The organism is Cupriavidus sp. R6-3 (assembly GCF_059772245.1).
Genome location: NZ_JCBAJO010000003.1, coordinates 20,841 through 44,038 on the forward strand (window position 1 = coordinate 20,841; position 23,198 = coordinate 44,038).

General features: G+C 63.5%; 23 protein-coding genes. 12 read left to right on the plus strand and 11 right to left on the minus strand.

Annotation, left to right across the window (positions count from 1 at the left end; all coding sequences use genetic code 11):
- Positions 1–28: 28 nt before the first annotated feature.
- Together AC6EI8_RS01320 and AC6EI8_RS01325 are read right to left on the minus strand one after the other, a co-directional pair.
- Positions 29–493 carry a YaiI/YqxD family protein gene (locus AC6EI8_RS01320; RefSeq protein ID WP_498381053.1) on the minus strand — a complete coding sequence of 155 codons (465 nt, stop codon included), beginning with the start codon at positions 491–493 and terminating at the stop codon, positions 29–31.
- Positions 494–622: 129 nt separating this feature from the next.
- On the minus strand, positions 623–1,507 hold the full coding sequence (locus tag AC6EI8_RS01325; protein WP_498381054.1) for a LysR family transcriptional regulator: 885 nt from the start codon (positions 1,505–1,507) through the stop codon (positions 623–625).
- Between the two features lie 136 nt (positions 1,508–1,643).
- Here AC6EI8_RS01325 and argC point away from each other — a divergent pair, with 136 nt between their 5' ends.
- On the plus strand, positions 1,644–2,567 hold the full coding sequence (gene argC, locus AC6EI8_RS01330) for an N-acetyl-gamma-glutamyl-phosphate reductase (protein ID WP_498381055.1): 924 nt from the start codon (positions 1,644–1,646) through the stop codon (positions 2,565–2,567).
- A 139-nt stretch (positions 2,568–2,706) separates the two neighbouring features.
- Here argC and AC6EI8_RS01335 read toward each other — a convergent pair whose 3' ends face one another.
- The 6 genes from AC6EI8_RS01335 to AC6EI8_RS01360 all read right to left on the minus strand — a co-directional run bounded on the left by AC6EI8_RS01335 (position 2,707) and on the right by AC6EI8_RS01360 (position 9,917).
- Complete coding sequence (locus AC6EI8_RS01335; RefSeq protein WP_226105101.1) at positions 2,707–3,672, minus strand: Bug family tripartite tricarboxylate transporter substrate binding protein; 966 nt, start codon at positions 3,670–3,672, stop codon at positions 2,707–2,709.
- Positions 3,673–3,912: 240 nt separating this feature from the next.
- Complete coding sequence (locus tag AC6EI8_RS01340; RefSeq protein WP_498381056.1) at positions 3,913–5,394, minus strand: FAD-dependent oxidoreductase; 1,482 nt, start codon at positions 5,392–5,394, stop codon at positions 3,913–3,915.
- A 29-nt stretch (positions 5,395–5,423) separates the two neighbouring features.
- On the minus strand, positions 5,424–5,732 hold the full coding sequence (locus AC6EI8_RS01345) for a (2Fe-2S)-binding protein (RefSeq protein WP_150082418.1): 309 nt from the start codon (positions 5,730–5,732) through the stop codon (positions 5,424–5,426).
- Positions 5,716–6,861, minus strand: a complete 1,146-nt coding sequence (locus AC6EI8_RS01350) for an NAD(P)/FAD-dependent oxidoreductase (protein ID WP_498381057.1) — start codon at positions 6,859–6,861, stop codon at positions 5,716–5,718. Before AC6EI8_RS01350 ends, AC6EI8_RS01345 begins: the two co-directional genes overlap by 17 nt.
- A gap of 247 nt (positions 6,862–7,108) precedes the next feature.
- Positions 7,109–8,008 (minus strand): LysR substrate-binding domain-containing protein, encoded by a 900-nt coding sequence (locus tag AC6EI8_RS01355; RefSeq protein ID WP_226105104.1) that lies wholly within the window; start codon positions 8,006–8,008, stop codon positions 7,109–7,111.
- 229 nt (positions 8,009–8,237) lie between these two features.
- Entirely contained in the window at positions 8,238–9,917 is a 1,680-nt protein-coding gene (locus tag AC6EI8_RS01360) for an amidohydrolase (RefSeq protein WP_498381058.1), read from the minus strand.
- 369 nt (positions 9,918–10,286) lie between these two features.
- On the opposite strand from AC6EI8_RS01360, the gene AC6EI8_RS01365 reads away from it, so the two are divergent.
- Positions 10,287–11,351 (plus strand): VWA domain-containing protein, encoded by a 1,065-nt coding sequence (locus tag AC6EI8_RS01365; RefSeq protein WP_498381060.1) that lies wholly within the window; start codon positions 10,287–10,289, stop codon positions 11,349–11,351.
- A gap of 97 nt (positions 11,352–11,448) precedes the next feature.
- On the opposite strand, the gene AC6EI8_RS01370 is transcribed toward AC6EI8_RS01365, so the two are convergent.
- Together AC6EI8_RS01370 and AC6EI8_RS01375 are read right to left on the minus strand one after the other, a co-directional pair.
- The gene (locus AC6EI8_RS01370) at positions 11,449–12,108 is read right to left on the minus strand and encodes a uracil-DNA glycosylase (protein ID WP_498381061.1); all 660 of its coding nucleotides are present in this window, start codon (positions 12,106–12,108) and stop codon (positions 11,449–11,451) included.
- 345 nt (positions 12,109–12,453) lie between these two features.
- Complete coding sequence (locus AC6EI8_RS01375) at positions 12,454–12,858, minus strand: VOC family protein (protein ID WP_498381105.1); 405 nt, start codon at positions 12,856–12,858, stop codon at positions 12,454–12,456.
- Between the two features lie 125 nt (positions 12,859–12,983).
- Between AC6EI8_RS01375 and AC6EI8_RS01380 the strand changes: the two genes are divergently transcribed.
- From AC6EI8_RS01380 to AC6EI8_RS01415, 8 genes are all read left to right on the plus strand, one after another.
- Positions 12,984–13,196, plus strand: a complete 213-nt coding sequence (locus tag AC6EI8_RS01380; RefSeq protein WP_150082410.1) for a ParD-like family protein — start codon at positions 12,984–12,986, stop codon at positions 13,194–13,196.
- Positions 13,193–13,966: a type I methionyl aminopeptidase gene (gene map / locus AC6EI8_RS01385; RefSeq protein ID WP_498381062.1), complete on the plus strand. Its 774-nt coding sequence runs from the start codon at positions 13,193–13,195 to the stop codon at positions 13,964–13,966. The genes AC6EI8_RS01380 and map overlap by 4 nt, the downstream gene beginning before the upstream one ends.
- 85 nt (positions 13,967–14,051) lie before the next feature.
- Positions 14,052–14,636 carry a cysteine hydrolase family protein gene (locus tag AC6EI8_RS01390; RefSeq protein ID WP_498381064.1) on the plus strand — a complete coding sequence of 195 codons (585 nt, stop codon included), beginning with the start codon at positions 14,052–14,054 and terminating at the stop codon, positions 14,634–14,636.
- A 115-nt stretch (positions 14,637–14,751) separates the two neighbouring features.
- Positions 14,752–15,105: a YggL 50S ribosome-binding family protein gene (locus AC6EI8_RS01395; RefSeq protein ID WP_498381065.1), complete on the plus strand. Its 354-nt coding sequence runs from the start codon at positions 14,752–14,754 to the stop codon at positions 15,103–15,105.
- A 1,323-nt stretch (positions 15,106–16,428) separates the two neighbouring features.
- On the plus strand, positions 16,429–17,763 hold the full coding sequence (locus AC6EI8_RS01400; protein ID WP_498381066.1) for a nucleoside 2-deoxyribosyltransferase: 1,335 nt from the start codon (positions 16,429–16,431) through the stop codon (positions 17,761–17,763).
- Positions 17,760–18,380 carry a 7-cyano-7-deazaguanine synthase gene (locus tag AC6EI8_RS01405; protein ID WP_498381067.1) on the plus strand — a complete coding sequence of 207 codons (621 nt, stop codon included), beginning with the start codon at positions 17,760–17,762 and terminating at the stop codon, positions 18,378–18,380. The genes AC6EI8_RS01400 and AC6EI8_RS01405 overlap by 4 nt, the downstream gene beginning before the upstream one ends.
- Complete coding sequence (locus AC6EI8_RS01410; RefSeq protein WP_498381068.1) at positions 18,377–19,036, plus strand: HhH-GDP family DNA glycosylase; 660 nt, start codon at positions 18,377–18,379, stop codon at positions 19,034–19,036. Before AC6EI8_RS01405 ends, AC6EI8_RS01410 begins: the two co-directional genes overlap by 4 nt.
- A gap of 525 nt (positions 19,037–19,561) precedes the next feature.
- On the plus strand, positions 19,562–19,942 hold the full coding sequence (locus AC6EI8_RS01415; protein ID WP_498381069.1) for a VOC family protein: 381 nt from the start codon (positions 19,562–19,564) through the stop codon (positions 19,940–19,942).
- A 13-nt stretch (positions 19,943–19,955) separates the two neighbouring features.
- Here the strand turns inward: AC6EI8_RS01415 and AC6EI8_RS01420 are convergent, their stop codons facing one another.
- Positions 19,956–20,885, minus strand: a complete 930-nt coding sequence (locus tag AC6EI8_RS01420; protein WP_498381071.1) for a LysR family transcriptional regulator — start codon at positions 20,883–20,885, stop codon at positions 19,956–19,958.
- A 101-nt stretch (positions 20,886–20,986) separates the two neighbouring features.
- Here AC6EI8_RS01420 and AC6EI8_RS01425 point away from each other — a divergent pair, with 101 nt between their 5' ends.
- On the plus strand, positions 20,987–22,168 hold the full coding sequence (locus AC6EI8_RS01425; RefSeq protein WP_498381072.1) for a pyridoxal-phosphate dependent enzyme: 1,182 nt from the start codon (positions 20,987–20,989) through the stop codon (positions 22,166–22,168).
- A gap of 25 nt (positions 22,169–22,193) precedes the next feature.
- Entirely contained in the window at positions 22,194–23,162 is a 969-nt protein-coding gene (locus AC6EI8_RS01430) for a tripartite tricarboxylate transporter substrate binding protein (protein ID WP_498381073.1), read from the plus strand.
- Positions 23,163–23,198 lie beyond the last annotated feature (36 nt).

Consider the following 23,198-nt stretch of genomic DNA (forward strand, 5'->3'; position numbering starts at 1 on the left):
ACCCATGCCTTTCTATGTCTAGTACGCGTCAGGGGACCGCTTTCGGCGGCGCATGGCGCGCCAGGAACCGATCCAATTGGCCGGCAAACGCCTTGCTGTCCTGAGCGGAATACGGCGCCGGCCCGCCCGTATCGATGCCCGAGGCGCGGAGCTGGTCCATCACCTCACGCATCGTCAAGCGCTCCTGGATATTCTCCCGGGTGAACCAGCTTCCTCGTGGCTCGAGCACGTGGGCGCCCTTGTCCAGGGCAGCCGATGCAAGTGGGATGTCCGCCGTAATCACAAGGTCGCCGGCGTTGGCCAGTTCGACGATCCGGTCGTCGGCGGCGTCGAAGCCCGCCGGCACCTGGATCGATTTGATGAAGCGCGAAGGCGGCGTGCGCATGTACTGATTGGCGACCAGCGTGACGCACACTTCCAGGCGTTGCGCCGCTCGGTACAACATTTCCTTGACTACGACCGGGCAGGCGTCTGCGTCGACCAGGACTTGCATCGCGGTATTTCCTTTGAATAGGGCGCTCATGATACCGCTTGAGTGGGCCATTTCCACGGCGATCCGCCACACCGATGCGACCACGATTGCGCCGCGGCGAGAACGAACCGAGGCGAAAAACGGGCGCTCCTACGCCAATCTCAGATCCCGCAGCATATCCAGTACGTGTTGCGTGGAACGTTCAACGTGCCCCGCACGATGTGCAATGCCGAGCCGACGCCACAACGCCGGGCGCAGCGGACGCATGACAATGCGCTTGTCCGGTAATGGCGCCGTCGCCTCGTAGGGCAACAGCGCCGCGCCATAACCTGCCGCTACCAGACTCTTGATCGCATCGTTGTAGTTCAGCTGAATGCGAGGCGCAGGATGATAGCCCGCCGTCGCGAACCACTCAGCGGTCAGGCGGGAAAGCCGCGTGGTCGCGTCATTGAGAATCAGAGGTTGGGCAGCGAGCCATTCGGGCGTGACGCGCGCCGGGCAACGCCAATGCGCCGGCACAAAGGCCATCACGGGGTCGCGCCTCCACGGCTTGATCACGAGTCCAGCTACCGGTGGCTGAGGCAGTGCGACCAGTCCCACATCCAGCGTCCCATCCGCCAGTCGGGATAGCGTTTCCTGTGAAGTCAGCACGGCAACCTGAATGTCGATAGCGGGATGGCGCTGGCGCAGGCCCTCGAGCGCTTGCGGCAACAGGTGCGCGAGCGCGCCGGTCGACGCAGCGAGCCGCACGCGTCCTTCCAGCCCCTGCACCTGGCGTTGAATATCGTCCAACGCCTGCTCCGCATCGGCCAGCAGCCGACGCGCGCGCTCCACCAGCACCTCTCCGATCGCCGACGGCCTGACATGTCCGCGCTTGCGCGACAGCAGTGGCGCCCCAATGCGGTCTTCCAGTTCGGCGATATGGAGGCTGACCGTTGGCGGCGCCAGGTGCAATGCGCGTGCCGCGTCGGCAAATGAGCCGCGGTCAGCAATGGTGACCAGGGTGCGCAAGCGGTCCAGGCTGATCTCTCGCATGTTGGCGTCCGGGTTCAGGAAAGATGAATGTTCTCGTTGTGAAATTCAACTTTCCCGATTGTAGCGGTCCACCGAACATAAGGGCTCGTTCGTCGTTCTACTTCTTGCAACCCCAAGTCAGCGGAGTATTTCAGGTATGAGCTCTCCTGTTGTTTTCATCGACGGCGACCAAGGTACCACCGGGTTGCTGATCCACGAACGGCTGCGTCACCGGACCGACATCCGGCTGATGACGCTGGCGGCTGCCGAGCGCAAGGATCTGCGGCGGCGCGCAGAAGCCTTGAATGCCTGCGATATCGCCATCCTCTGTTTGCCGGATGCCGCCGCGCGCGAGGCAGTGGCGGCCATTGTCAATCCCGCGGTCCGGGTCATCGACGCCAGCTCCGCGCACCGTACACACCCGGACTGGACATACGGATTCCCCGAAATGGCGCCAGAGCAGACGGAGCGAATTGCAAACGCACGTCGGGTCACCAATCCGGGTTGCTATCCGACCGGTGCAATTGGCCTGCTGCGTCCGTTGGTGCAGGCCGGGCTGATACCGGGCGATTACCCCATCAGCATTCATGCGGTATCCGGCTACTCGGGGCGCGGACGCGCCGGCGTGGAGGAATATGAGGGGCCGGGCGCCGCCAGCGCGCCGTCATTCCAGGTCTATGGGCTGGAACTCGCGCACAAGCACACGCCGGAGATCCAGCAGCACGCGTGGCTCGCGCAGCCGCCTATTTTTGTCCCCGCATACGGATCGTTCCGCCAGGGCATCGTGCTGACGGTGCCGCTGGCGTTGCGGCTGCTGGCCCCGGGCGTCAATGGCGACACGTTACACGCCTGCCTCGCCCGCCACTATGCCGACGCGGCCCACGTACATGTCTTGCCGCTGCAGGAATCGAGCGCTTTGAAGCATCTGGATCCCCAAGCGCTGAACGGTACGAACGACATGCGCCTGAGCATATTTGCTGGCAAGGAGCACGGGCACGTCCTTCTGTCCGCGGTCTTCGACAATCTTGGAAAGGGCGCGTCTGGTGCAGCGATTCAGAACCTGGATTTGATGCTGGCGTAGCGGTGGTTGGCATTGGATTGAGACAACGTTCGGGTCGACCTATTTTGGCCGGCAAGCCGAAGTGAGCCTTCGATAAAAAAACCCGGGCCGTCCTCCGACGCCCGGGCGAGTACTACAGGGGCACTGCAAATCAAAAAAATCAGTCCAGCTTGATCCCTACTGTCTTCACGACCTTGTCCCATTTCTGGGAATCGCGGTTCACGAGTTGGGCGAATTCCACCGGGCCCAGTGCGCTGGGTTCCATGCCCTGCTTGGTGATGGAATTGCGGACCGAGGGGGTTGCCACTACCGCGGCGATTTCCTGGGCGAGGCGCTTCACGGTCGGCATGGGCGTGCCGCCGGTGGTGAAGACCCCATACCAGGACACCACTTCGTAGCCCGGCACGCCAGACTCGGCGATGGTCGGAACGTCCGGCATGGTTTCCACGCGCTTGGCGCTGGTCACCGCGATGATGCGGACCTTGCCGGAGTCGGCGCCGGCCTTGGCCGACGGCAGGCTGGCAAACGTCATCTGCGCCTGGCCCGCCATCACGTCCTGCATGGCAGGCGCATCGCCGCGATAGGGGATGTGGGTGATGGCCACGCCAGCCATGCTCTTGAACAGCTCCGCGGACAGGTGCGAGATCGTGCCGTTGCCCGGCGACGCGACATTGAGCTGGCCCGGATTGGCCTTCGCATAGGCCAGCAGCTCCTGCACCGTCTTCACCGGCAGCGCGTTGTTCACGACCAGCGCGTTGGCGGACTTGGCCACCAGCGAGACCGGCTGTACGCCTTTGACCGGGTCATAGGGCAGCTTGCTGTAGACCGACGGGGCGATAGCCTGTCCGCCCACCGATCCGAGCAGCAGCACCGAGCCGTTGGGCGTGGCGCGTGCCATCTCCGCGGTGGCGATGGTGCTGCCACCGCCGGGCCGGTTTTCCACCACCATGGTCTGCTTGGTGTTCAACTGGAACTGCGTGGCGACGACGCGAGCGATGACATCGTTGCCGCCTCCGGGCGCGAAGCCGACCAGCATGCGGATGGGCCCGGGAGGCAATTCCTGGGCGACGGCTTGTGTGGCAGCGAATGCCAGTACGACAGCGGGAACGATCTTGAAAAATGCCATGGTTGGTCCTCGTAGATGGGTGGAATCCTCTCAGGATGTCGCTGCTGCACTGGATCGTTGCGGCACCTTGGGCGCGGGCGGAGCTTCGATATGCCCCGACGCTTGTCGCCTGCGGTGCTCGCTTTCTAGTTGTGTTGCGCCGTACCGCATGGCAGTCCGGCGACGCGTTCTTCGACGCGATAGTTTCCTGGTGGCGTTGGCCAGCCGCACCTGCATGCCGGGCACGCTGGCCATCACCCCTTACTTCTTGAAACGCACGACCGCCTCGCGCGATGCCGGGGTCTGCGGCAGCGTGGCGATTTCCCCCAGCGTCACGGGCTTGGTCGGGAAGCGCAGCCGGTAGTAGCCCACGTCGCGCGGATGGCGCTGCTGCTCGTCGGCGATAAGCTCGGTCACCGTCAGTCCGCAGAACCGGCCCTGGCAGGGGCCCATCCCGCAGCGCAGGAATGCCTTCATCTGGTTGGGGCCCTGGCAGCCGATGCGGGCGGCATGCCGTACTTGCTCGGCGGTGGCCTCTTCGCAGCGGCAGACGATGGTGTCGCCCACCGGGCGGCGGAACTGCGTCGCGGGGCGGTACAGCACCTCGAGGAATTCCCGGCCCCGCGTAGCGCGTGCGAGAGCAGCCTGATGCGGTGCGGCCTCGCGGTCGCGGGCGGCGGTGTCGATGCGTCCCAACGCCGCGGCGACATGCACGGCCGCGATGCGCCCGCGGTGCTCCGCTGCCATCGCGCCCGCGATGCCCGCGCCGTCGCCGGCGATGCTCAGTTGCGGCACCGAGGTCGCGCCCCAGGCATCGACGACCGGTTCCCAGCAGTCCTGCAGGTCGTTCCACGCATGCTCGGCGCCGACAGCGCGCGACAGGTTGGTATTCGGGACCACGCCCTGATGCAGCAGCAACTGGTCAACGGCCATCGAACGGCTCTGGCCGCCCGCGGTATATCGCACTTCGGCCAGCTGGCCATTCGCGCCCGCCAACGCCTCCAGCGCGGTGACGCCGCTGACGATGGGCACCGCATTGCGGACCGCGCGCATCAGCGTCAGGCCCTTGCCAAGGTAGGGCGATCGCAGGAAGCTCCACGCATGAGGCAGCGCCTGCAGCCATTGGCTGCTTGCCGTGGTTTCGAGAATGGCGTCCAGCTTCACGCCCGCATTCAGGTACTGATAGGCCAGCAGATAGAGCAGCGGTCCGCCGCCTGCGAGCACGGTGCGTCCTTCCGGCACGACGCCCGAGGTCTTGAGCAGGATCTGCCCGGCCCCTGCCGTGATGACGCCCGGCAAGGTCCAGCCCGGGATGGGGAAGGGCCGCTCCTGGGCGCCCGTGGCCAAGATGATGTGCCGGCAGTGCAGCAGCGAGGCCTGCGGTTCTTCCCCACCCTTGGACACGGAGTAGGCGACCTCGAAGCCCGCCGGCTGGCCGCCGGCCTGCGGCTCGCGTCGATTGATCGACCACACGGTGGCCGAGGACAGATAGCGTGCGCCGCTGCGTGCGAAGGGCTCCAGCAGCTCCAGGCCGTGCCAGTAGTCGGCGCCGAGGATGTTGCGATCCTGCACCGGGGTACTGCCGACTGCGCGATAGATCTGGCCGCCCGGGGCGGGCTGCTCGTCGATCAGCGCGGTGACAAGGCCGAGGCCGGCGGCGCGGGTGGCCGCAGCCAGGCCCGCGGGGCCAGCGCCCACCACCAGCAGGTCGTACTGCGGGATCTCGGCGGAAATGGAAGCCATGTCGGAGGCCATGTCCGATGCCATATCGTTCATACCGCCACCTCGCGCGCGCCCAGCTGGCGCTGCACCGTCATGCCATCGCGCACCGGCGTCATGCAGGCCTGCTGGTTGGGCCGGCCGTCGATGCGCACCAGGCAGTCATAGCAGACGCCCATCATGCAGAAGGGACCGCGCGCCGCGCCCGACACGGCGGTGTCACGGCAGGCCTGCACGCCGGCCGCGAACAGGGCCGCGGCGACGCTGTCGCCCTCGCGGCATTCCAGCGCGACGCCGTCGACGATGACACGCACCGTGCGGCCGGCAGCTTGCACGACGGGTGCATCAAGTCTTCTGAACATGAAATCTCCGGGTCGAAAAAGTGTCCAGCTCGGGCGCCAACGCACCGGCGGCGATCATCGGCGCGAGCGTCATCGCATGCGTGGCCGCCAGCGTCACGCCGCTGTGGCATGTCACCAGGAACGCGCCGGGGTGGCTGGCCGATTGTTCGTAAACGGGGAAGCCATCCTGCGCGCGCACGCGCAGGGCGGACCAGGCGCGCACCGCACGCACCTCGCGCAGCGCCGGCAGCGTGCGCACCGCGCGGTCGGCCAGCGTGGCGAGGATCGGCAACGTGGTCACATGGTCGGCGTAGCCCGCATCCTCCTGCGAATCGCCCACGAGCCAGCTGCCTTCGTCGTTCTGGCGCAGCGTCACCATCGGGGTATCGAGCAGGCGGCGCGTGCGTTCGAGCACCAGGATCTGGCCGCGCTGCGGCGCCATCGGCAGATGGGTGCCGACCATGCGGCCCAGTTCGCCATTGCGCAGGCCCGCGGCCAGCACGATCTTGCGGGCGCGCACGCTGCCCTTGGGCGTGTCCAGCACGAAGTCGCCGTCCGACAGCTGCGTGATGGCCGTTACGCCGTGATGGGGGAGGTAGCGCACGTCGCTCTGGCTGAAAGCGATATGGAATGCGCGCAGCAGCTTCAGCGGGTTGACGATGCCGTCGTGCGGGGTCCAGATGGCGCCGGTCACGTCGGGGCCGAGCCCGGGCACCAGCGAGGCCGCCTGGTGATGATCCAGCAGCTTCCATTCGTAGGGCTCGACGCCCGGCTGGGACATCAGCTTGTTGACCCAGGCCAGGCGCGCTTCGATCTCGTAGTCGCCCATCAGCGGGGTCAGCCCGCCTTTCTGCTCGAGCGCCACGTCGATGCCGGTTTCCGCCAGCAGTTGCGCGGCCAGCTGAGGCCACAGCCGCACGGAGCCCAGCGTCCAGCGGCTGTACGCGCCCATGCCGTAGCCCTTGCTCTGCAGCCAGACCAGGCCGAAGTTGCCGCGCGATGCACGCAGGGCGACGTCGCCCTCGTCGAGCACGGCGATGGAATTGACGCTGCCGCGCAGGCCATAGGCCACGGCCGAGCCGACCAGGCCACCGCCGATGACGGCGACATCGAAGATCGGAAGTTGGGAGGGAGTGGAGGCGTTGCCCATTCAGCACGCCCTCGCGCGGGTCGGGAACGGGCCTTGGGCCCTGTCAAAAGTCATGTGGGGACTCGCAAATATCGCGGCAGCCCTGGGCCGGAACCGTGGCGCCGGGCCGGTGTTGCCAATGCGAGCGAGTATGCGCACCGACCCCCGATACGCGCAAATACCAATTCGTGCGGTACCTATACGAAAAGCTGATGGGGTCTGAGGTGGCGTCTGAGGTGGCGTCTGAGGTGGCGTCTGAGGTGGGATCTCAATCGGCCAAGCCTTCGATTTCCGCGTCGATGACCTCGCGCAGCCGCGCGATAAAGCGGTCCACCAGCAGATTGGCCGGCCGATTGCGCGCCAGCAGCAGATAGCTGACGAAGGGCACGCGGGGCTCGAATGGCCGCACCACGATATTGGTGTGCCGGTACATGCGGGCGACCAGCGGATTGACGATGCCCACGCCCAGCCCAAGACCGACCATATTGCAGATGGTCGCGCCATAGGGCGTCTCGAAATGCATCACCCGGCGGTCGTCGCCGGCGAAGGCGGCATCCACGGCGGCGCGCAGCCCATCGCCATGGGCCATCGAGATGAACGGTTCGCCGGCGAGGTCGGCCGGCGTGATGACCTCGCGGGCCGCAAGCCGATGGCCGGGCGGCAGCACGCAGCAGCCGAACAGCTCGGCTACCGGATGCGCCTCGGTCACGGCGGCAGTGGGCAAATAGGAAACCAGTCCGAGCTCGCAATGGCGGTTGCCGACCTGCTCGGCCACGAGCTGCGTGCTGCCGGTTTCCATGGCGACGTAGACGTCGGGATGGTCCGCATGAAAGCGTTGCAGCACCAGCGGCAATACCGTCATCGCCAACGAAGGCACCGTGGCGATGCGCAGCCGGCCCGCGCCGAACTGGCGGATATTGCGCGCGGCGTCCTTCAGGGCTTCCAACCCGACGAAGGTGCGATCAACCTCCCGCAGAAAAGCCAATCCCTCTTCGGTCGGCGCGAGCCGGCCGGCATTGCGGGTAAAGAGCGTCAGGCCGGTGGAGGCTTCCAATTGCGAGATCAGCCGGCTGACATTGGGCTGCGACATGAACAGCTCGTTGGCCGCGGCCGTCATGGAGCCCGTGCGCATTACCGCGCGAAAGGCATAGATTTCCTTGAATTTCATACCGAATCGATGAAGGGCGGATTCGGCGAATACTAGCGTTGTTTGCCTCCGGAGGCCGCAGCGAGGGCTCGGGCGGCCATCGGAATCGGCACCACGCACCAAAGGAGGCGATGGGCAGTAACCATCTGTCAGGCAGAATCGCGCGTCATTGCGAACGGCGGCCCGCAAAAAAAGCCCTGCTGAACGATGGTCCAGCAGGGCTTCTATCGGGCGACGTTGGGGCGGTCGATCAGCGCTTCGCAGCCTGATCACCCTTCGCGTACACGCGTTCACCCGCCACCCAGGTCTCCAGCACCTGGATTTTCCAGATGTCGGCCGGTGCGACCTTGAAGAGATCGCGGTCCACCAGGATGAAGTCGGCCCACTTGCCCGGCTCGAGCGAACCCAGCGTCTTTTCCTGATGCTGCGCGTACGCGGCATCCATCGTGAACGCGCGGAACGCCTGCGGCAGCGTCATCGCTTCCTCGGGGTGCCAGCCCTTGATGGGCCGGCCTTCATGGTCGGTGCGCGTGACCGCGGCGTGCAGCCCGTAGAACGGGTTGGCCGATTCCACCGGGAAATCCGAGCCGCCCGCGATCACGGTGCCCTGCTTCAGGAAGGTCTGCCAGGCATAGGCGCCCTTGATGCGCTCCTTGCCAATGCGGTCTTCCGCCATGTTCATGTCGCTGGTGGCGTGGGTCGGCTGCATCGACGCGATCAGGTTCAGCGTCTTGAAGCGCGGAATATCGGGTAGCGAGACCACCTGGGCGTGTTCGATCCGATTGCGCAGCTCGCGGCCGCCCACGTCCTTGTAAGCGACTTCCATCGCGTCGAGCACCTGATGGTTGGTCTTGTCGCCGATCGCATGCACATTGACTTGGTAGCCGGCCTTCAGCGCGGCCTTCACGCTGGCCTGCATCGCGGCATCGCTCATGAACAGCAGGCCGCTATGCGCGTGGTCATCGGTGTAGGGCTCCATCAGCGCGGCGCCACGGCTGCCGAGCGCGCCGTCGCCGTAGAGCTTCACGGCGCGCAGATCGTAGCGATCGTTGCCGTAACCGATCAGCGGGCCCTTGGCGGACAGCGTCTTGAAGTCCTCGCCGGCGTCGCGAATCATCCCGTAGATGCGCGTGGTGAGCTTGCCCTGGTCGGCGAACTCGCGATAGATGCGATCGTCGGCAACGGTCACGCCGGCATCGCCGACAGAGGTCAGGCCCAGCGCGTTCAGATGCGCGACGGCGGCGGCCAGCGCGGCACGGCGATCGTCGTCGGAGTAGGGCGGGATCACGTTATTGACCAGCGCCATGGCCTTGTCGATCAGCACGCCGGTCGGATTACCGTTCGCATCGCGTTCGATACGGCCGCCGGCCGGGTCCTTGGTGTCGCGCGTGATGCCGGCCGCCTGCAGCGCCTTGGTGTTCAGCCACGCCGCGTGGCCATCGACGCGCACCAGGCGCACCGGACGGTCCGACACCGCGGCATCGAGCTCGGCTGCGGTCGGGAAGCGGCCCAGCTTCCAGTTCACCTGATTCCACCCATAGCCGAGCAGCCATTGGCGCTGCGGATTCTTCTTCGCATAGTCGCGGATCTGGCCCTGCGCTTCCTGCAGGGTCCGCGTGCCCGACAGCGAGATCTCGGTCGTCTTGAAGCCCAACCGGAACACATGGCCGTGGGCATCGATCAGGCCCGGCAGCAGCGTCTTGCCCTGGCCGTCGATGCGCCTGGCATCGGGATACTTCGCGCGCAGCGCGGCGGCATCGCCGGTCTCCAGTACCTTGCCCTGGTCGAACACCAGGCCGCTGAAGGTGACGATCTTGTCGTTCTGCAGCGTGTAGCCCTGAACGGACTGCACCAGCGTGGGAGCGGCGTGCGCATGAACGGCGGCCATGGCGGCCAGCGCGAGCAGACTCGTGCGGATGGACTTATTCAAGGTGACTCCTTGTTGTTGTGCTGTTTTTTTATGGTGTGTCGATGACGCCCGGGATGGCGTCGAACGCTGGCAAAGCGCCGTCATTTACCGACCGGCGGTCGTCCTTCTACCGGCCGATATGACGCGCGGCATCATAAGAGAAAACTGCGGTGCGGGAAAGGGCGAGGGATGCATGGGAATGCCTGAGCTCGTGCCCGAGCGGATGCGGCGGCCCGTATGCCGCGGCCCGAATGCCGGGGCGCCAATGCCGAGGCGCCAATGCTCGAGGCGCGAATGCTCGAGGCGCGAATGGCCGGAGCGAAAAGTTGGCGCGAATGCCAGACTTGGAAACGCAGTACCATCGTCATACCACGCGCCATGGAGCAGGGCATGCAGTTTCTCTGGCCACAAATGCTCTGGCTGCTGCTGGCTCTCCCCTTGCTGGCAGCCGCCTACCTCTACGTGATTGCGCGGCGCAAAAAAGCCGCCTTGATGTACGCCAGTATTGCGCTGCCGCGCGCCGCCCTGGGCCGCAAGCAACGAGTGCGGCGCCACATCCCGCCGTTCCTCGTCTTGCTGGGGTTTGGCGTCGCCCTGCTGGCTTGCGCCCGTCCCACCGCCACGATCACGCTGCCCTCCGACACCGTCACGGTGGTGCTTGCGATGGATACCTCCCGCAGCATGGCGGCGGCCGACGTGGCACCCACCCGAATCGCCGCCGCCCAGCACGCCGCGCGCGATTTCATCATCGGGTTGCCGGCAAGCGTGCGCCTGGGCATTGTCTCTTTTGCTGCCACCGCGACCGTGGTGCTTCCGCCTACCGAGAGCCGGCAGGACATGCTCGATGCGATCGACCGCTTTCAACTCCAGCACGGCACAGCAACCGGCAGCGGACTGATCCAGGCGCTGGCGGTGCTGTTGCCCAACGATGGCATCGACCTGGAGGCGATCATTTTCGGAGGCGAGTCGCTTGCCCCCGGACCGGGCGGCAGATCGCTGTCAGAAGCCGCCGCGGCCGAGGCCGTCCGCAAACGCGAACAGGAGCAGCCCTCGGCGAGCCCCGGTTCCTATCGGCACGGCGCAATCATCCTGCTCAGCGATGGCCGCCGCACCACCGGCCCGGACCCTCTGGACGCCGCACGCATGGCCGCCCAGCGAGGCGTGCGGGTCTACACCGTTGGCTTCGGTACACCGCTAGAAGAGGGCGCGGCGCCACCGGGTATTTCTTCGCCCGTGCAATTGGATGAGGCCACCTTGCGCCAGGTTGCGATGCTGACCGATGGTGAGTACTTTCAGGCCAGTTCGGCTGCTGATTTGACGCAGGTTTATCGGCGGCTCACCAGCCGGTTTGCGTTGGAGCGGAAGGAGGTCGAGGTGAGTGCGTTGTTGGCGGCGGGGGCGGTGGTGTTGCTGGTGGTGGGGGGTGGGTTGTCGGTGGTTTGGTTTCGGCGGTGAGGGGGAGAGTTGGCAATCGGTTGGGCTTCGAAGGATGCGCTCTCACGCTTCATTGGCGCCTTCGCCGCGGTCCACTTGCAGGCGTCCATGCCATCTCTTAAACGGATACACATGGGCTAGGGGAGTTGGGGTGTAGGTTGGCTTGGTGAGCTAGCCAAGCTTCCCTCCATTGGTCCGGAATGGAGCGCCACATTGTTGGATTGAACCGGTAAACCTGCTGCCCAGGGTGCGCGGACATGAAGACACGCATACCAAGCGCCTGCAGAAGGGGAAGAGCCTTGCGCGCCTGGCTTCCCACTAGCACTACGGTCGTCACCTTCGGCAGGAGCGGCAGAACCTCGCGAAGATGCTCAATCCCGCTGCGAAGTTCACTGTTGGTGAACTGAATCTTGTTGTTCCACCCTGGCATCACGTTCCAGAGCACCGTGCTCTTCCGAGGGATGCCGGCTTGCAACATGAAGTTGTAGACGTTTTCGGCGGTTGGATCATCATTGTTCCGAGAGATGAATCCTGAGCCGACACGTGTTCCTGTTGGCGACGTCATCGGCCCCGGCTTTTCAAGCAGGAACAGTAGCTCAGCGTTCACGCCGCCGTCGAGTGGATCGAAGTCGGGAAATTGCCAATCCGGATTCGCCAAGCGCATGCGCTCGACGTACTGCGCAAGGGGGGCGACATGCGGCTCGCTGAGCATGAGCTTACGAACTCTGCACGCCTCGGGCGAGCGAAGCGTGCGCGGGCCATCTTCCAGGCTAAACACGATGCAGCACCATTCAATGAGTTTCTGAAAATGCTATCCCTGTGGGCAACTGACATATATCGGACGGCAGTGTACCGACCGGTGTCTTTGATCCGGATTTCTGGCGCCGTGCCGGGATAACCGCTTGTGGTCAAAGGCGGACAACATGGGCTAGCCCTCAATTGTCCGCTAGTCTTGGTGCTAGCTCGACTTCAACGTACACGCGGTCGCCGTTAGCTTGATATTTCGGAGGATCACCTGCGAGAGTTCCATGTTTGCTCTCGTTCCTCGCGAAGCAGCCGAGTGTATCTCTAGCGCCTACTATTTGCCCGTATATGGTCGCGTTCGTCTTGCCGGATTCGCCAGCTATCGAGGATCGAAACTCAGCTCAAGTCGCGTACCGCCCGGTTCCAACACCATCGCATGCCACTTGGGCCCGTTGCCGGACGGCTCCGGTGCAAACTCCACCTGAACGCTGGGATAAGCGCGGACCCGTTCGAAAAGCCTGTCGAGTGAAGACCGATCCGGAACCTTCAAGGCGAGATGGTGTAGGCCGACGGCGTTCTTGCGATCGAACGCCGCGAACGCGGTTGCATCCGCGACCTGCCACAGCGTGATCTTGGCTGTGCCGTCGGTGACGTACGCAGCGGGGTATGCAGGGTTGCTGCCGAATACGCGCCAGCCCAGGCATTCCGTAAAGAAGCGCGTCGAAGCTTCGAGGTTTGCAACGGTAAGGCCAATGTGGTCAATGCCCATGGTCGTGGCAGTCATCGCGTCTACTCCGTTTTTGTGTTGGCTGGCGAAGATTGTGGCATGCGCCAGCAGGCGGCTCATCCCTTGCGCAGCAAATCGACTTGCGTATATGATTCGTATATGAACCATATAGAGATACCGCAATGGGCATAGTCAATATCGACGACGATCTGCACGATCAAATCCGCAAGGCAAGCGCCGTGTCATGTCGGTCGATCAATGCGCAAGCGGCGTTCTGGATCAAGATCGGCATGCTGTGCGAAATGAATCCCACGCAGAGTTTCAATGAGATCGTGGCGGGGGAATTGCGGGCGGCTGGTGTGGTGTCGCAAGGCATCAAGGTCGCTTCGACATGACAAAGCGGCCGGAAGAAATCGCGATTCTGGCGGAGTCGGGCAGATTGTTGGCCCAGGTGTTTGCCTATCTAGACCGACTAAATCTGATCGGCATGTCTACCATGCAGGTCAACGACTTGGTCGACAGCTTCATCGTCAATGAGCTGCAAGCGCGCCCGGCGAGCAAAGGGCAGTACGGGTATGCGTACGCGCTGAACTCTTCTCGCAACAACGTGGTCTGCCACGGCGTTCCATCGACGTCGGACATCCTGCAGAACGGGGATATCGTCAACTTCGATATCACGTTGGAGAAGAACGGCTATATCGCCGATTCGAGCAAGACGTATCTTGTTGGCGAGGTGTCACCACTAGCCAAGCGGCTCGTGCAGGTTACCTACGAAGCCATGTGGAAAGGCATCCAGACTGTTCGCCCTGGCGCCCGGCTTGGCGATGTCGGGCACGCGATCGAGCGGCACGCGCGAAAGCACGGCTATTCGGTCGTCAGGGAATATTGCGGGCATGGCATCGGGCGTGAAATGCACGAGCCGCCCGAAGTCCTGCACTGGGGAAGGCCGCGAACAGGGTTGGAGCTGCGCGAAGGCATGGTGTTCACCATCGAGCCGATGATCAACCAAGGCGGGCACGCCGTCCGGACCGAAGACGATGGCTGGACGGTGGTGACGCGCGATGGCCGGCTGTCCGCGCAATTCGAGCACACGGTCGCTGTCACGGGGAACGGCGTGCGAGTCCTGACGTTGCGGGCCGGGGAGACGGTGCCGAATTTCGGCTGATGATGGCGATGGTAAAGTTCATCGTTGTGCCAGCGCCCTCGTTTGATTAAGCAGATCGTCGACAAAGATAAGGAATGCGCCTCCGATGCGCGATATGACCATGCAGATTCCGGCAATCGATCCCGCAAAAACCGCGCTGTTGGTCATGCACTATCAGACCGACATTCTGGCGTTGTTCCCCTCGGTCGCACCCACGTTGCTCGCCAATACGCGCAAGCTGTGTGACGCTGCGCGAGCCAACGGCGTCAGCGTCTATTTCGCGAAGTTCCATTTCAGTCCTGGCTATCCGGAAGTCAGTCCGTTGAACAAGAACGGGCAGGGTGTCAAGAAACTCGGTCTTTTCGTCGAAGACCAGATCTCGCCGGAACTTGGTCGGCAGGCCGATGAACCGATCATCATCGCGCACCGTGCCAGCGTGTTCTTCGGTACCGACCTGCAGGTACGACTGTCCGCCCAAGGTATCGATACGCTGATCATGGTTGGCATTGCGTCGACCGGCGTGATGCTGTCTTCGGTCGCGTACGCGAGCGATGCGGATTTCCGCCTGTTCACGGTCAAGGATTGCTGCTACGACCCGGATCAGGTCGTGCACGATCATCTCTTCTCGACAGCCTTCGAATCCCGTACGACGGTGCTTTCACTGGCAGATGCCTTGACATTGCTCGCCTGAGACTCCGGCGACTCAATCGCGGAAGATTCGGCGAAAACTTCGGAGGATGGACGGGAACGAGGCCGCGAACGCTGGCACAATTGCGCCTTTCTCATGAAGCATCAAAGGAATCCCCATGAAGTCTTCCCGCCGCTACAACCACCGCCAACGCAAGAAGCTCCATATTGGTGAGTATCAGGAGCTGGCGTTCGAGGTGATGGCAGATGTCTCCGAGCCGGCTCGCCAGGGCGATCCGGAGGCGCTGCTTGACCGGTTCCTGCAAGAGGCCATCGAGGCCAACGGACTGCTGATGGCGGGCGCCATCGACGATTACCAGTTGTCCGCCTATGTTCTGCTGAACGCCGCTCGCGGTTCGGTCAGCGCCGAGCAGCGCGAAGCGGTCGAAAAGTGGTTGCAGGCGTCCGCCGATTTCGAGAACGTCCGGGTCGGGCCGCTGCGCGACGCGTGGTATGGCGTGGACCGGGAATAATCGGTGCAACGCAAAAACAAACAAGGGCCCGGCATTGCCGGGCTTTTGTTCAATGTTTGCATCAGTAGTTCGGCGGAACTGCCGAAAGGAAGGATCGGTGGAGCCGGCGGGAATCGAACCCACGTTCGCACCTACGGCGGCGGAGTCTCCGTAACGCGACCGCGATAGCATCGAAGAAAAAAGCTCCTGAGACCTGAGCAAGCTTCGCCCGCGATGACCCACCCGACACAGGTAGTCGTGCATCTGGAACAGCCACTCGCCGCCTTCCAGGAAAACGACCTATCGGTGAAGGAAGTCCTGGCCATGGGTCTCAGTTGGCCAACAGATTACTGGCCCGCGTTGGCGAATGGCTTCGTCAGGGTGCTCCCCTTGACGAAGAAATCGTAGAGCTGCTGATTGCCGTGTCGAGGTTGCGGTTTTCCCCCAATCGCTGAGGCACAGTACGTTCGCCATTGCGAAATGGTGGTCCCGGCCGACCAGAGCCCGTTTCGGTCGCATGTGTGACCACTGTGTGGCCCGCGGCTACGCCTAATTTCTTGCGTGCTGCTCCAGTTTGGCGATACGGATTTTCTTGCGATCGACGGCCGTGTTATGTGCGTTTTCACAGGCTAGTCGCGAAGGGCTTGTACAACGACGATCTCATTCTGCTGTTCGATCCGACATTTTGTCGCGACGCAACCCCCCTTTCTTGGGGGTGACGATGCGTTGTCTCTCTTATTTAAATGTAGACTGGTTACCGACTGAAAAATTATTCAATACTCATGTGCGCCGTCAGTGTCGTAAGCTCTCTTCCGCTGGAGGCGGCAATTTCTAGCAATGGCGCTGACTTGTTAGTCAATGGCGCGCAGCGACTGTCGGGCTTGCCACGCGCGGATATAAATGCCCGTCGTGCTGAGAAAAAGAGTGAGTCTGAATACCACAATTTACCGAATGTGAAGGGGATAGAATGGGAAGCTCGGGGTCTGGCAGTTTTTCCGATTATTCTGGATCCACCCCACCGAAGAGTGGGCCCGGAGCGGGCGGGGGCGGAACGAGCGGCGTCGACCGGTGTCAGCAGGCATTCTCGACGGTGCTGGAAGAAGTGGCACAGTGCGACTACTTCGCACAGTCCGGACTCGTGCCTGCCGAGGGCGCATCGCTAACTCTTGTTTTTGAAAGGCGTGTTTTCGCGGTCGATCAGCGCGGAATCAAAGTTGGGGCCCTTCCAACCTCTTACAACTACCTCGCTGCCTGCCTGAAGGCAGGGGTTAGCTACGCAGGCGTGGTCACATCGTCGGCGCTTGCGCCGATACCCACCGTTGAAGCTGACTTCGTTCCCCAATAATGGAGACGCGCACCGTCCCAGTGCTGATCGCTGGGGAAATTGTGGTCGACTTCACTCACCCCTACCAGAAGGCGGAATGCAAGCTAAGGTTAGGCGGCATCGTCCATGCCGCGAGAGGGCTATGGGCGGCAGGCGTGCCGTATGCCGTGGCCGCCTTCTGTCCGCAGTACTTGGAAGGTGAAGCGCGTCGCTATCTGGAGGCGCACGGATGCCAAGAGTTCCACTTGCTGGGCGATGTCGTCGGTGCGCCGAACGTCATTGTCATTGGTGATCCAACGGAGGTTTCGCACCAAGGATACGAAGACCTACTGCGTGACCGCAAGCATGTAATACCGCGCGACCCGGGGCCGGACCTGCAGGGATACGCGCGGGTGATGGTCTTTCCTGGTAGGTACGATATAGACGATTTGCGACGCCGATGCTCTCCGAATGCGCGATTTTCAATCGACGCGGCCTATGACGTGGACAGCCTCGCGTCCTTGCAGCAGTTCCGAGACTGCATTGAAGCCATCATGTTATCCACGTCGTCGCACATCTTTGCGACGCTCGGGGCGGGATCGTTGGATCCCCTGCTTGCGGAAGTGGCAACACTCTCCCCCGAAGTCTTTCTGTTGAAGGAGAATCGCGGCGGCAGCCGGCTCTTCGACCTTCGGAATGGCAGTGTGGAGGAAATTCCAGCCACCCTTGGCAAGACGGCCAATTCCGTTGGTGTGGGTGATGTCTATTCTGCGGTGATGGTTGCCTACGCCGAGCGCGGCTGGGCTGAGGCGGCGTGGCGGGGATGCCAAGCGGCTACTGCGTATGCGCACACCACGTATCCGGATGATTTTCGGCGAGACCTGCAGCGTAGCCTGACGCTCACCGTGGAGGAACTGCGTGGACTGAGCGGGACGACTCTGCCTTGGCACGAGCGCCAGCGCTTCTCCATCTATCTGGCAGGACCAGATTTCTCATACGTCTATAAGCCAGAACTGGATCGTGCTGTCGAGAGCTTGGCTTATCACAACTTCCGGGTGCGGCGACCCGTCCAGGAGAATGGCGAACTGGCGAAGCCCGCCAGCGATGGCGCCTTACGCCGCACCTACCTGTTGGATTGCCAACTGTTAAAGGATTGCGACGCCATTTTTGCGATTCCATTGGGGCGCGATCCGGGTACCTTGGTGGAAATAGGAATGGCCATTGAGCTACGTAAGCCGGTTATTACATTCGACCCGCGTGAAGAGAACAACAATACGATGGTTATGGTGGGAAGTTCGGTATACTCCGCGGACCTTGACGAGTGCCTGAACGGCATGTTCGACGCGCTGGCCAAATTAAGGATCACAATGGTATGAAAGCTGCGCTGCTCCTAGCTTCCGGCGGGTTGGATTCGACGACCGTGGCTTACCAACTCTTTTCGAAGGGCGTCGATGTAGTGCCAGTCTTCTTCGACTACGGGCAGCATTGCGTGGAGACCGAATGGAGCAGGGTAAATGAAGTACTCCCGCCAACGATGCGTCGGCCGGCGAGGTATGACATCTCAGACGTCTTCCGGGACTCCCCGTCGCGCTTGATCCGCGAGGCCGACCTCTGGAACGAGGTAGTTAAGGACGATGACCTGTACATCCCGTACCGCACCATGCTGTTCTTTGCCGCGGCCGCAGCGCGGGCACAGACGGTTGGCATCTTGGACGTGTACACCGGCTTCATCAACAGTAACCATGCCAAGGAAATAGACTGCACCGCAGCCTTCATGAACAACCTCGATGCACTGACAACTTCTATTGGGCCAGTGCGCTTTCACTCCCCTTTCCGCTATGCAACTAAAGCGGACGTAGTACGTGCTGCTGTCGATCTTGGCGTGCCGATCGGCCGGACATACTCTTGTCAAGCGTCGGCCGAGTTTCCCTGTGGGGCTTGCCCCAACTGCGTGGAGCGGCTCAAAGCATTGAAGCTGGCGGAGCTGGTATGAGAGGAGCGCAGGAATCTGCCATAGCAGTACTAAGGGCTGCTCGACGGATCGCGGACTTTGCTAGAGACGAGGGCGCCCTTGCCGAGCAGAACACTCCTAGGGTCACCTGCGGGCATCTCGGCGCGGTGCTGGCGGATTCAGTCCTGCAGGCGGGTTTGAACTACGTGACGGTGGTCCGCCCGCGCGTGCTGTACATCATGCGCGCCTACCCCCAGATTGACACGATATCGGCCTTGCTTGACTTGATCGAGGCGCGGGAAACCGGAGCATTCCTGAACTGGCGACATCACGAAAAAGTCGCGCGTTTTGAAGCCCTGGTCGTATTTCTGAGAGCCCGGGGCGTCGAGGACCTGCAAGACTTGCGTACCCAACTAATGCTGGAAGCGTTTCGCCGCGCCATGCAGACCCTTCACGGGATCGGTCCGAAGACGGTTGACTATATGGGATGCCTGGTCGGCATCGACTCGATCGCCGTGGATCGGCACGTGCGCACGTTTGCCAGGAGGGTGGGTGTCGAGAATGACGACTACCATTTTCTCCGGAGGGCGTTCTGCTGTGCTGCAGATCTGCTTGCGCTTCCCCGACGCGAGTTTGACGCATGGCTCTGGCGGCGCGCTACGACATCTCCGCAGACGCAGCTCGGCTTGGTATTGTAACGAAGGGGCAGGCTCCACCCGTCGTGATGGCAGGAGCGAGCAGGCCGGCTGCTGCCACGCAGTCCTTTGTCTTGATGGGCTCGGTCGGGCAATGCGCGTCGTCTGCAAAATCAGTAGCGCGGTTGATGGTCGGGAGGATGTCGTTTTACGGCGTTCGCAATGTCAGACGAGCGAGCGGATTGGCCATCCGATGCCGGGCGGAATGTCGACGACGTTGCTCCCCCGGCGCTTCGGCTCCGTGCACGATTTCCAGCACAGGCGCTTACAAACCGGCATCAGAGCGTGCGGGCAATGGCACGGTCGCCGGCCGCTTTGTCGTCAATTCCGTTTGCCCACCATCTCTGGCGTCGGCCCCTTCGATGCAAATCATCTGGTGGTACTCTCAATCTGTGCGTACCAAAGGTAACCGCAACGCTTGCGCCGATTAAACAACCTTGCAAGCGAAGATTCGGTCGGGCGGATGCATCTTGAACGACAACTTAGGAATATGCTCATGGCAGAGGCATTACGCTTTACGAGGCTCCCATGTTCGACCACGTCAAATTTGGCGTTACCAACTACCCCGCGAGCAAAGCGTTCTTCCTGAAGGCCCTCGAACCGCTCGGCGTAGCCGTAGCCTCAGAGGGCCCACCGTCCTACGGCGTCGAAATTTGCCCCCCAGGCAAGCCTTCCCTCTGCCTATTCCAAACCGACGAAAAACCAGCCCATCTCCACCTCGCATTCAAAGCCGAAACACGCCAGCAGGTAGATGCCTTCTATCGCGCAGCGCTCGAAGCGGGTGCAAAAGACAACGGCGCCCCCGGTCTCCGCCCGCACTACCACCCCAACTACTACGCCGCCTTCGTCATCGGCCCGGACGGCCACAACATCGAGGTCGTTGGCCACGAGCCCGAAGCAGCAGCCTAAGCTGAGGCCAAACCTACCGCTGCACCAAATCCCTGACCCCCTGCCGGCAAAGACTGACGAAATGCTGCGCCGCCGATGACTGGCCGCGCCCGGGGTGAAATGCCAGGATCGCGCGGAATCGGACCGCCCCGGCAAACGGAACACTCCGAAGCCCAAGCGCCAGATAGGTCCGTGCGACAAGGGGATTGGTGATCGCGAGACCGGCGCCCGCCAGCACCAGCGCGCATTGCGTATGGCTGTACGGCGTCGTTGCGACGAAGCGTGGTGCGATCTGGTGTTCGGCGAAGGCGGTTTCCAGTTGCCGTTGCGCCGGGTCGGCGGCGTCGAGGCCAATCAGCGGGGCGTCGGCCAGGTCGGCGACGCCGACTTTGGCGCGCGCGGCGAATGGATGCGTCGCGGGCACGATGCAGACGGCCGGCACGGCGTAGAACTCCGAAGCGGTTAGACCGCTGGTGTCAACCTCATCGCCCATGAAGGCCAGGTCGAGCTCGCGCTGCAGCAGGCGCTCGCGCAGCGCGCGTGAGCTGTCTACCTCCAATCGGCAATGGCTGCGCGGGTAGCTGTGCGAGAAGCTGGCGACCGCCATCGGCATCACGCTGGCGGCCATGGCATGCAGCGCGCCGACGCGCAGCATCGTGTCCTCGTGCTGGCGGAGCAGGTCGATCTTGCGCTGGACGGCGTCGAGGCCGATATAGACGCGCTCGACTTCGTCCATCAGCGCGGTCGCCTCGGCGGTCGGGACCATGCGGCCCTTGCTGCGGTCGAACAGTCGCAGCTGCGCGATCTTCTCCAGTTGCAGGACGATCTGCGTCACGGCCGGCTGGCTGATATGCAGCGCCTCGGCGGCGCGGCGCGCGGAACCGAGGCGCATGACCATGCGGAATACCTCGATCTGCCGGGCGCTGATGGACGGTTCGCCTGCGCCTGTCGCCGCCTCTTTCATAGGGACCCTATAAGTTCGTCTTATTGAAAAGCCGCAATGGCTTTGATTGCAATGGCATGCCGCGCCGTAGACTTCGTTTCATGCAATCGTCGTCTTTCGCCATGCTTCTCGACCGTTCATCGAAGCCGCTTTCGGCCATCAACCCGACTCTCAACCCGGCATTGCACGCGCTGCAATGCATCAGCTGCGAGGCCATCTATCCCGTTTCCGATCTGCCGGAAGGTTGCCCTGCCTGTCACAGCCGGGGCCGACCCAGCAGTGTCGAAGCGGTCTACGACGCGCGAGCCTTCGATTTTGCACCAAAAAGCACAGGTTATCGCTGGGGGCACTGCCTGCCGTATCTGAATGGCGTGACGCTGGGCGAGGGCGACACGCCTTGTCTTCCGGTGCCCGCGCTGGCCGAGCTGGCTGGCGTCGCCTCGGTATGGATCAAGAACGAAGGGGCGAACCCGACCGGCTCGCACAAGGACCGCATGTCGGCCCAGGCGGTGAGCCGTGCGCTGGCGATCGGCGCGAGCGAAGTGGTGCTCGCCTCGAGCGGCAACGCGGCGGTATCCGCCGCGGCCTATTGCGCGGCGGCCGGCCTGGCGTGCGAGGTGGCGACCTATCGGGACCTGCCGCCGATCTTCGATGCGGCGCTGCGCTACTACGGGGCGAAACGCATCGTTTGCGAGACCGGTCATGCGCGGTGGCAGCATGTGCGCCAACGCGTCCGCGACGATGGCGCGTTCCCGCTGACCAACTACAGCATTCCCGCGGTGGGCAGCCCGGTGTTCGGCGTGGAGGGCTATCGCGCCGCGGCACTCGAATGGGTGCACCAGGGTTGCGAGCCCGACCACGTCATCGTGCCGACCGCGCGCGGGGACCTGCTGTGGGGCATCTATAGCGCGCTGCGCGATCTGGTGGCCGCACGGCGGCTTGCCCGCGTGCCGCAGCTCTGGGCCGTCGAGCCGTTTCCGCGGCTGTGGCGCGTGCTGGCCGGCGAACCGCAGCAGGGGGATTTCTACGGCGCCACGCAGCAGTTCTCGACCGCGGGCTCGACGGTGACCGCGCAGCAGGTCCTCGCGGTGACGCGCTCGGGCGGCGGCGCGGTGGTCGTGGGGGACGATGCCGCCCGCGCCAGCACCGCCGCGCTGGCCTCGGCAGGATTCTGGGTGGAACTCTGCGCCGGAGCCGGGCTCGCCGCGGCGCAAATGCTGCGCGCCGATGGGCGCATCGATGCATCGCAATCGGTTCTTCTGATGTTGACGGCACGGGGCGATCGCGACCCCGCGCAAGGCTGACCCTTATACAGGCTGGAGTGTTCCCATGACGCTGCGCTATCTGATCGCCTCCCTCGCAATCTGCCTCACCGCCCATGCCCCCGCGGCCATGTCGGCCTATCCGGAAAAACCCATTCGCCTCGTCGTGCCCTGGGCCGCGGGCGGCAGCACCGATGCGCTGGCGCGCGCCGTGGCGCAGCGGATGAGCGAATCGATGGGCCAGCCCGTGGTCGTCGAGAACCGGGCGGGAGCCTCCGGCCGCATCGGCGCCGAGGCCGTGGCAAAGGCGGCCCCCGACGGCTACACCTTGGGCGTCATCGAGCTGGCCCATACGGTCGCGCCGTCGGTGTTCCGCCAGATGCCCTACGATCTGCTGCGCGACTTCACGCCGGTCTCGCTGCTCGGCGAATCGCCGCTGGTGCTGTTCGCGGATAGCACCCGCTATCGGCCCGGCGAGGCACAGCGCTTCCTTGCCGATGCGCGCAAGCAGGGCAAGCCGTTGCAACTGGCCACGAGCGGCAACGGCACGATCAGCCATCTGGCGGCCAAGATGCTGGAGGGGCAGGCCACGATTCCTATCGATGCGGTGCCCTACCGCGGCTCCGCGCCCGCGCTTACCGATGTCTCGTCGCAACTGGTCGCCGGCCATTTCGCCACGCTGGCGAGCGGCAGCAGTCTGCTTGGCGCGGGCAAGATCACGGCGCTGATGGTCACCGGACCGGCACGCATTGCCGCGCTGCCGAATGTGCCGACTGCCGCCGAGGCAAAACTGCCGGCGCTGCAGATCAGCCAGTGGTGGGCAATCGTTGCACCGGCACGGACGCCGTCCACTGTGGTCACTCGGCTTGGGGAGGAGGTGCGGGCGGCGCTGGCCAATCCGCAGACCAAGGCGCGTCTGGATAGCCAGGGCATCGAACTGAAGGCGTCGTCGCCCGCGCAATTGGGCGACAGGCTGCGCGGCGAGGTCGATCGTTGGGCGGCGCTGGTGAAGCAGGCCGGCATTCAGCCGGAATAAGGATCGGCGCGAATCCCGCTATCGCAGCGGGATCCA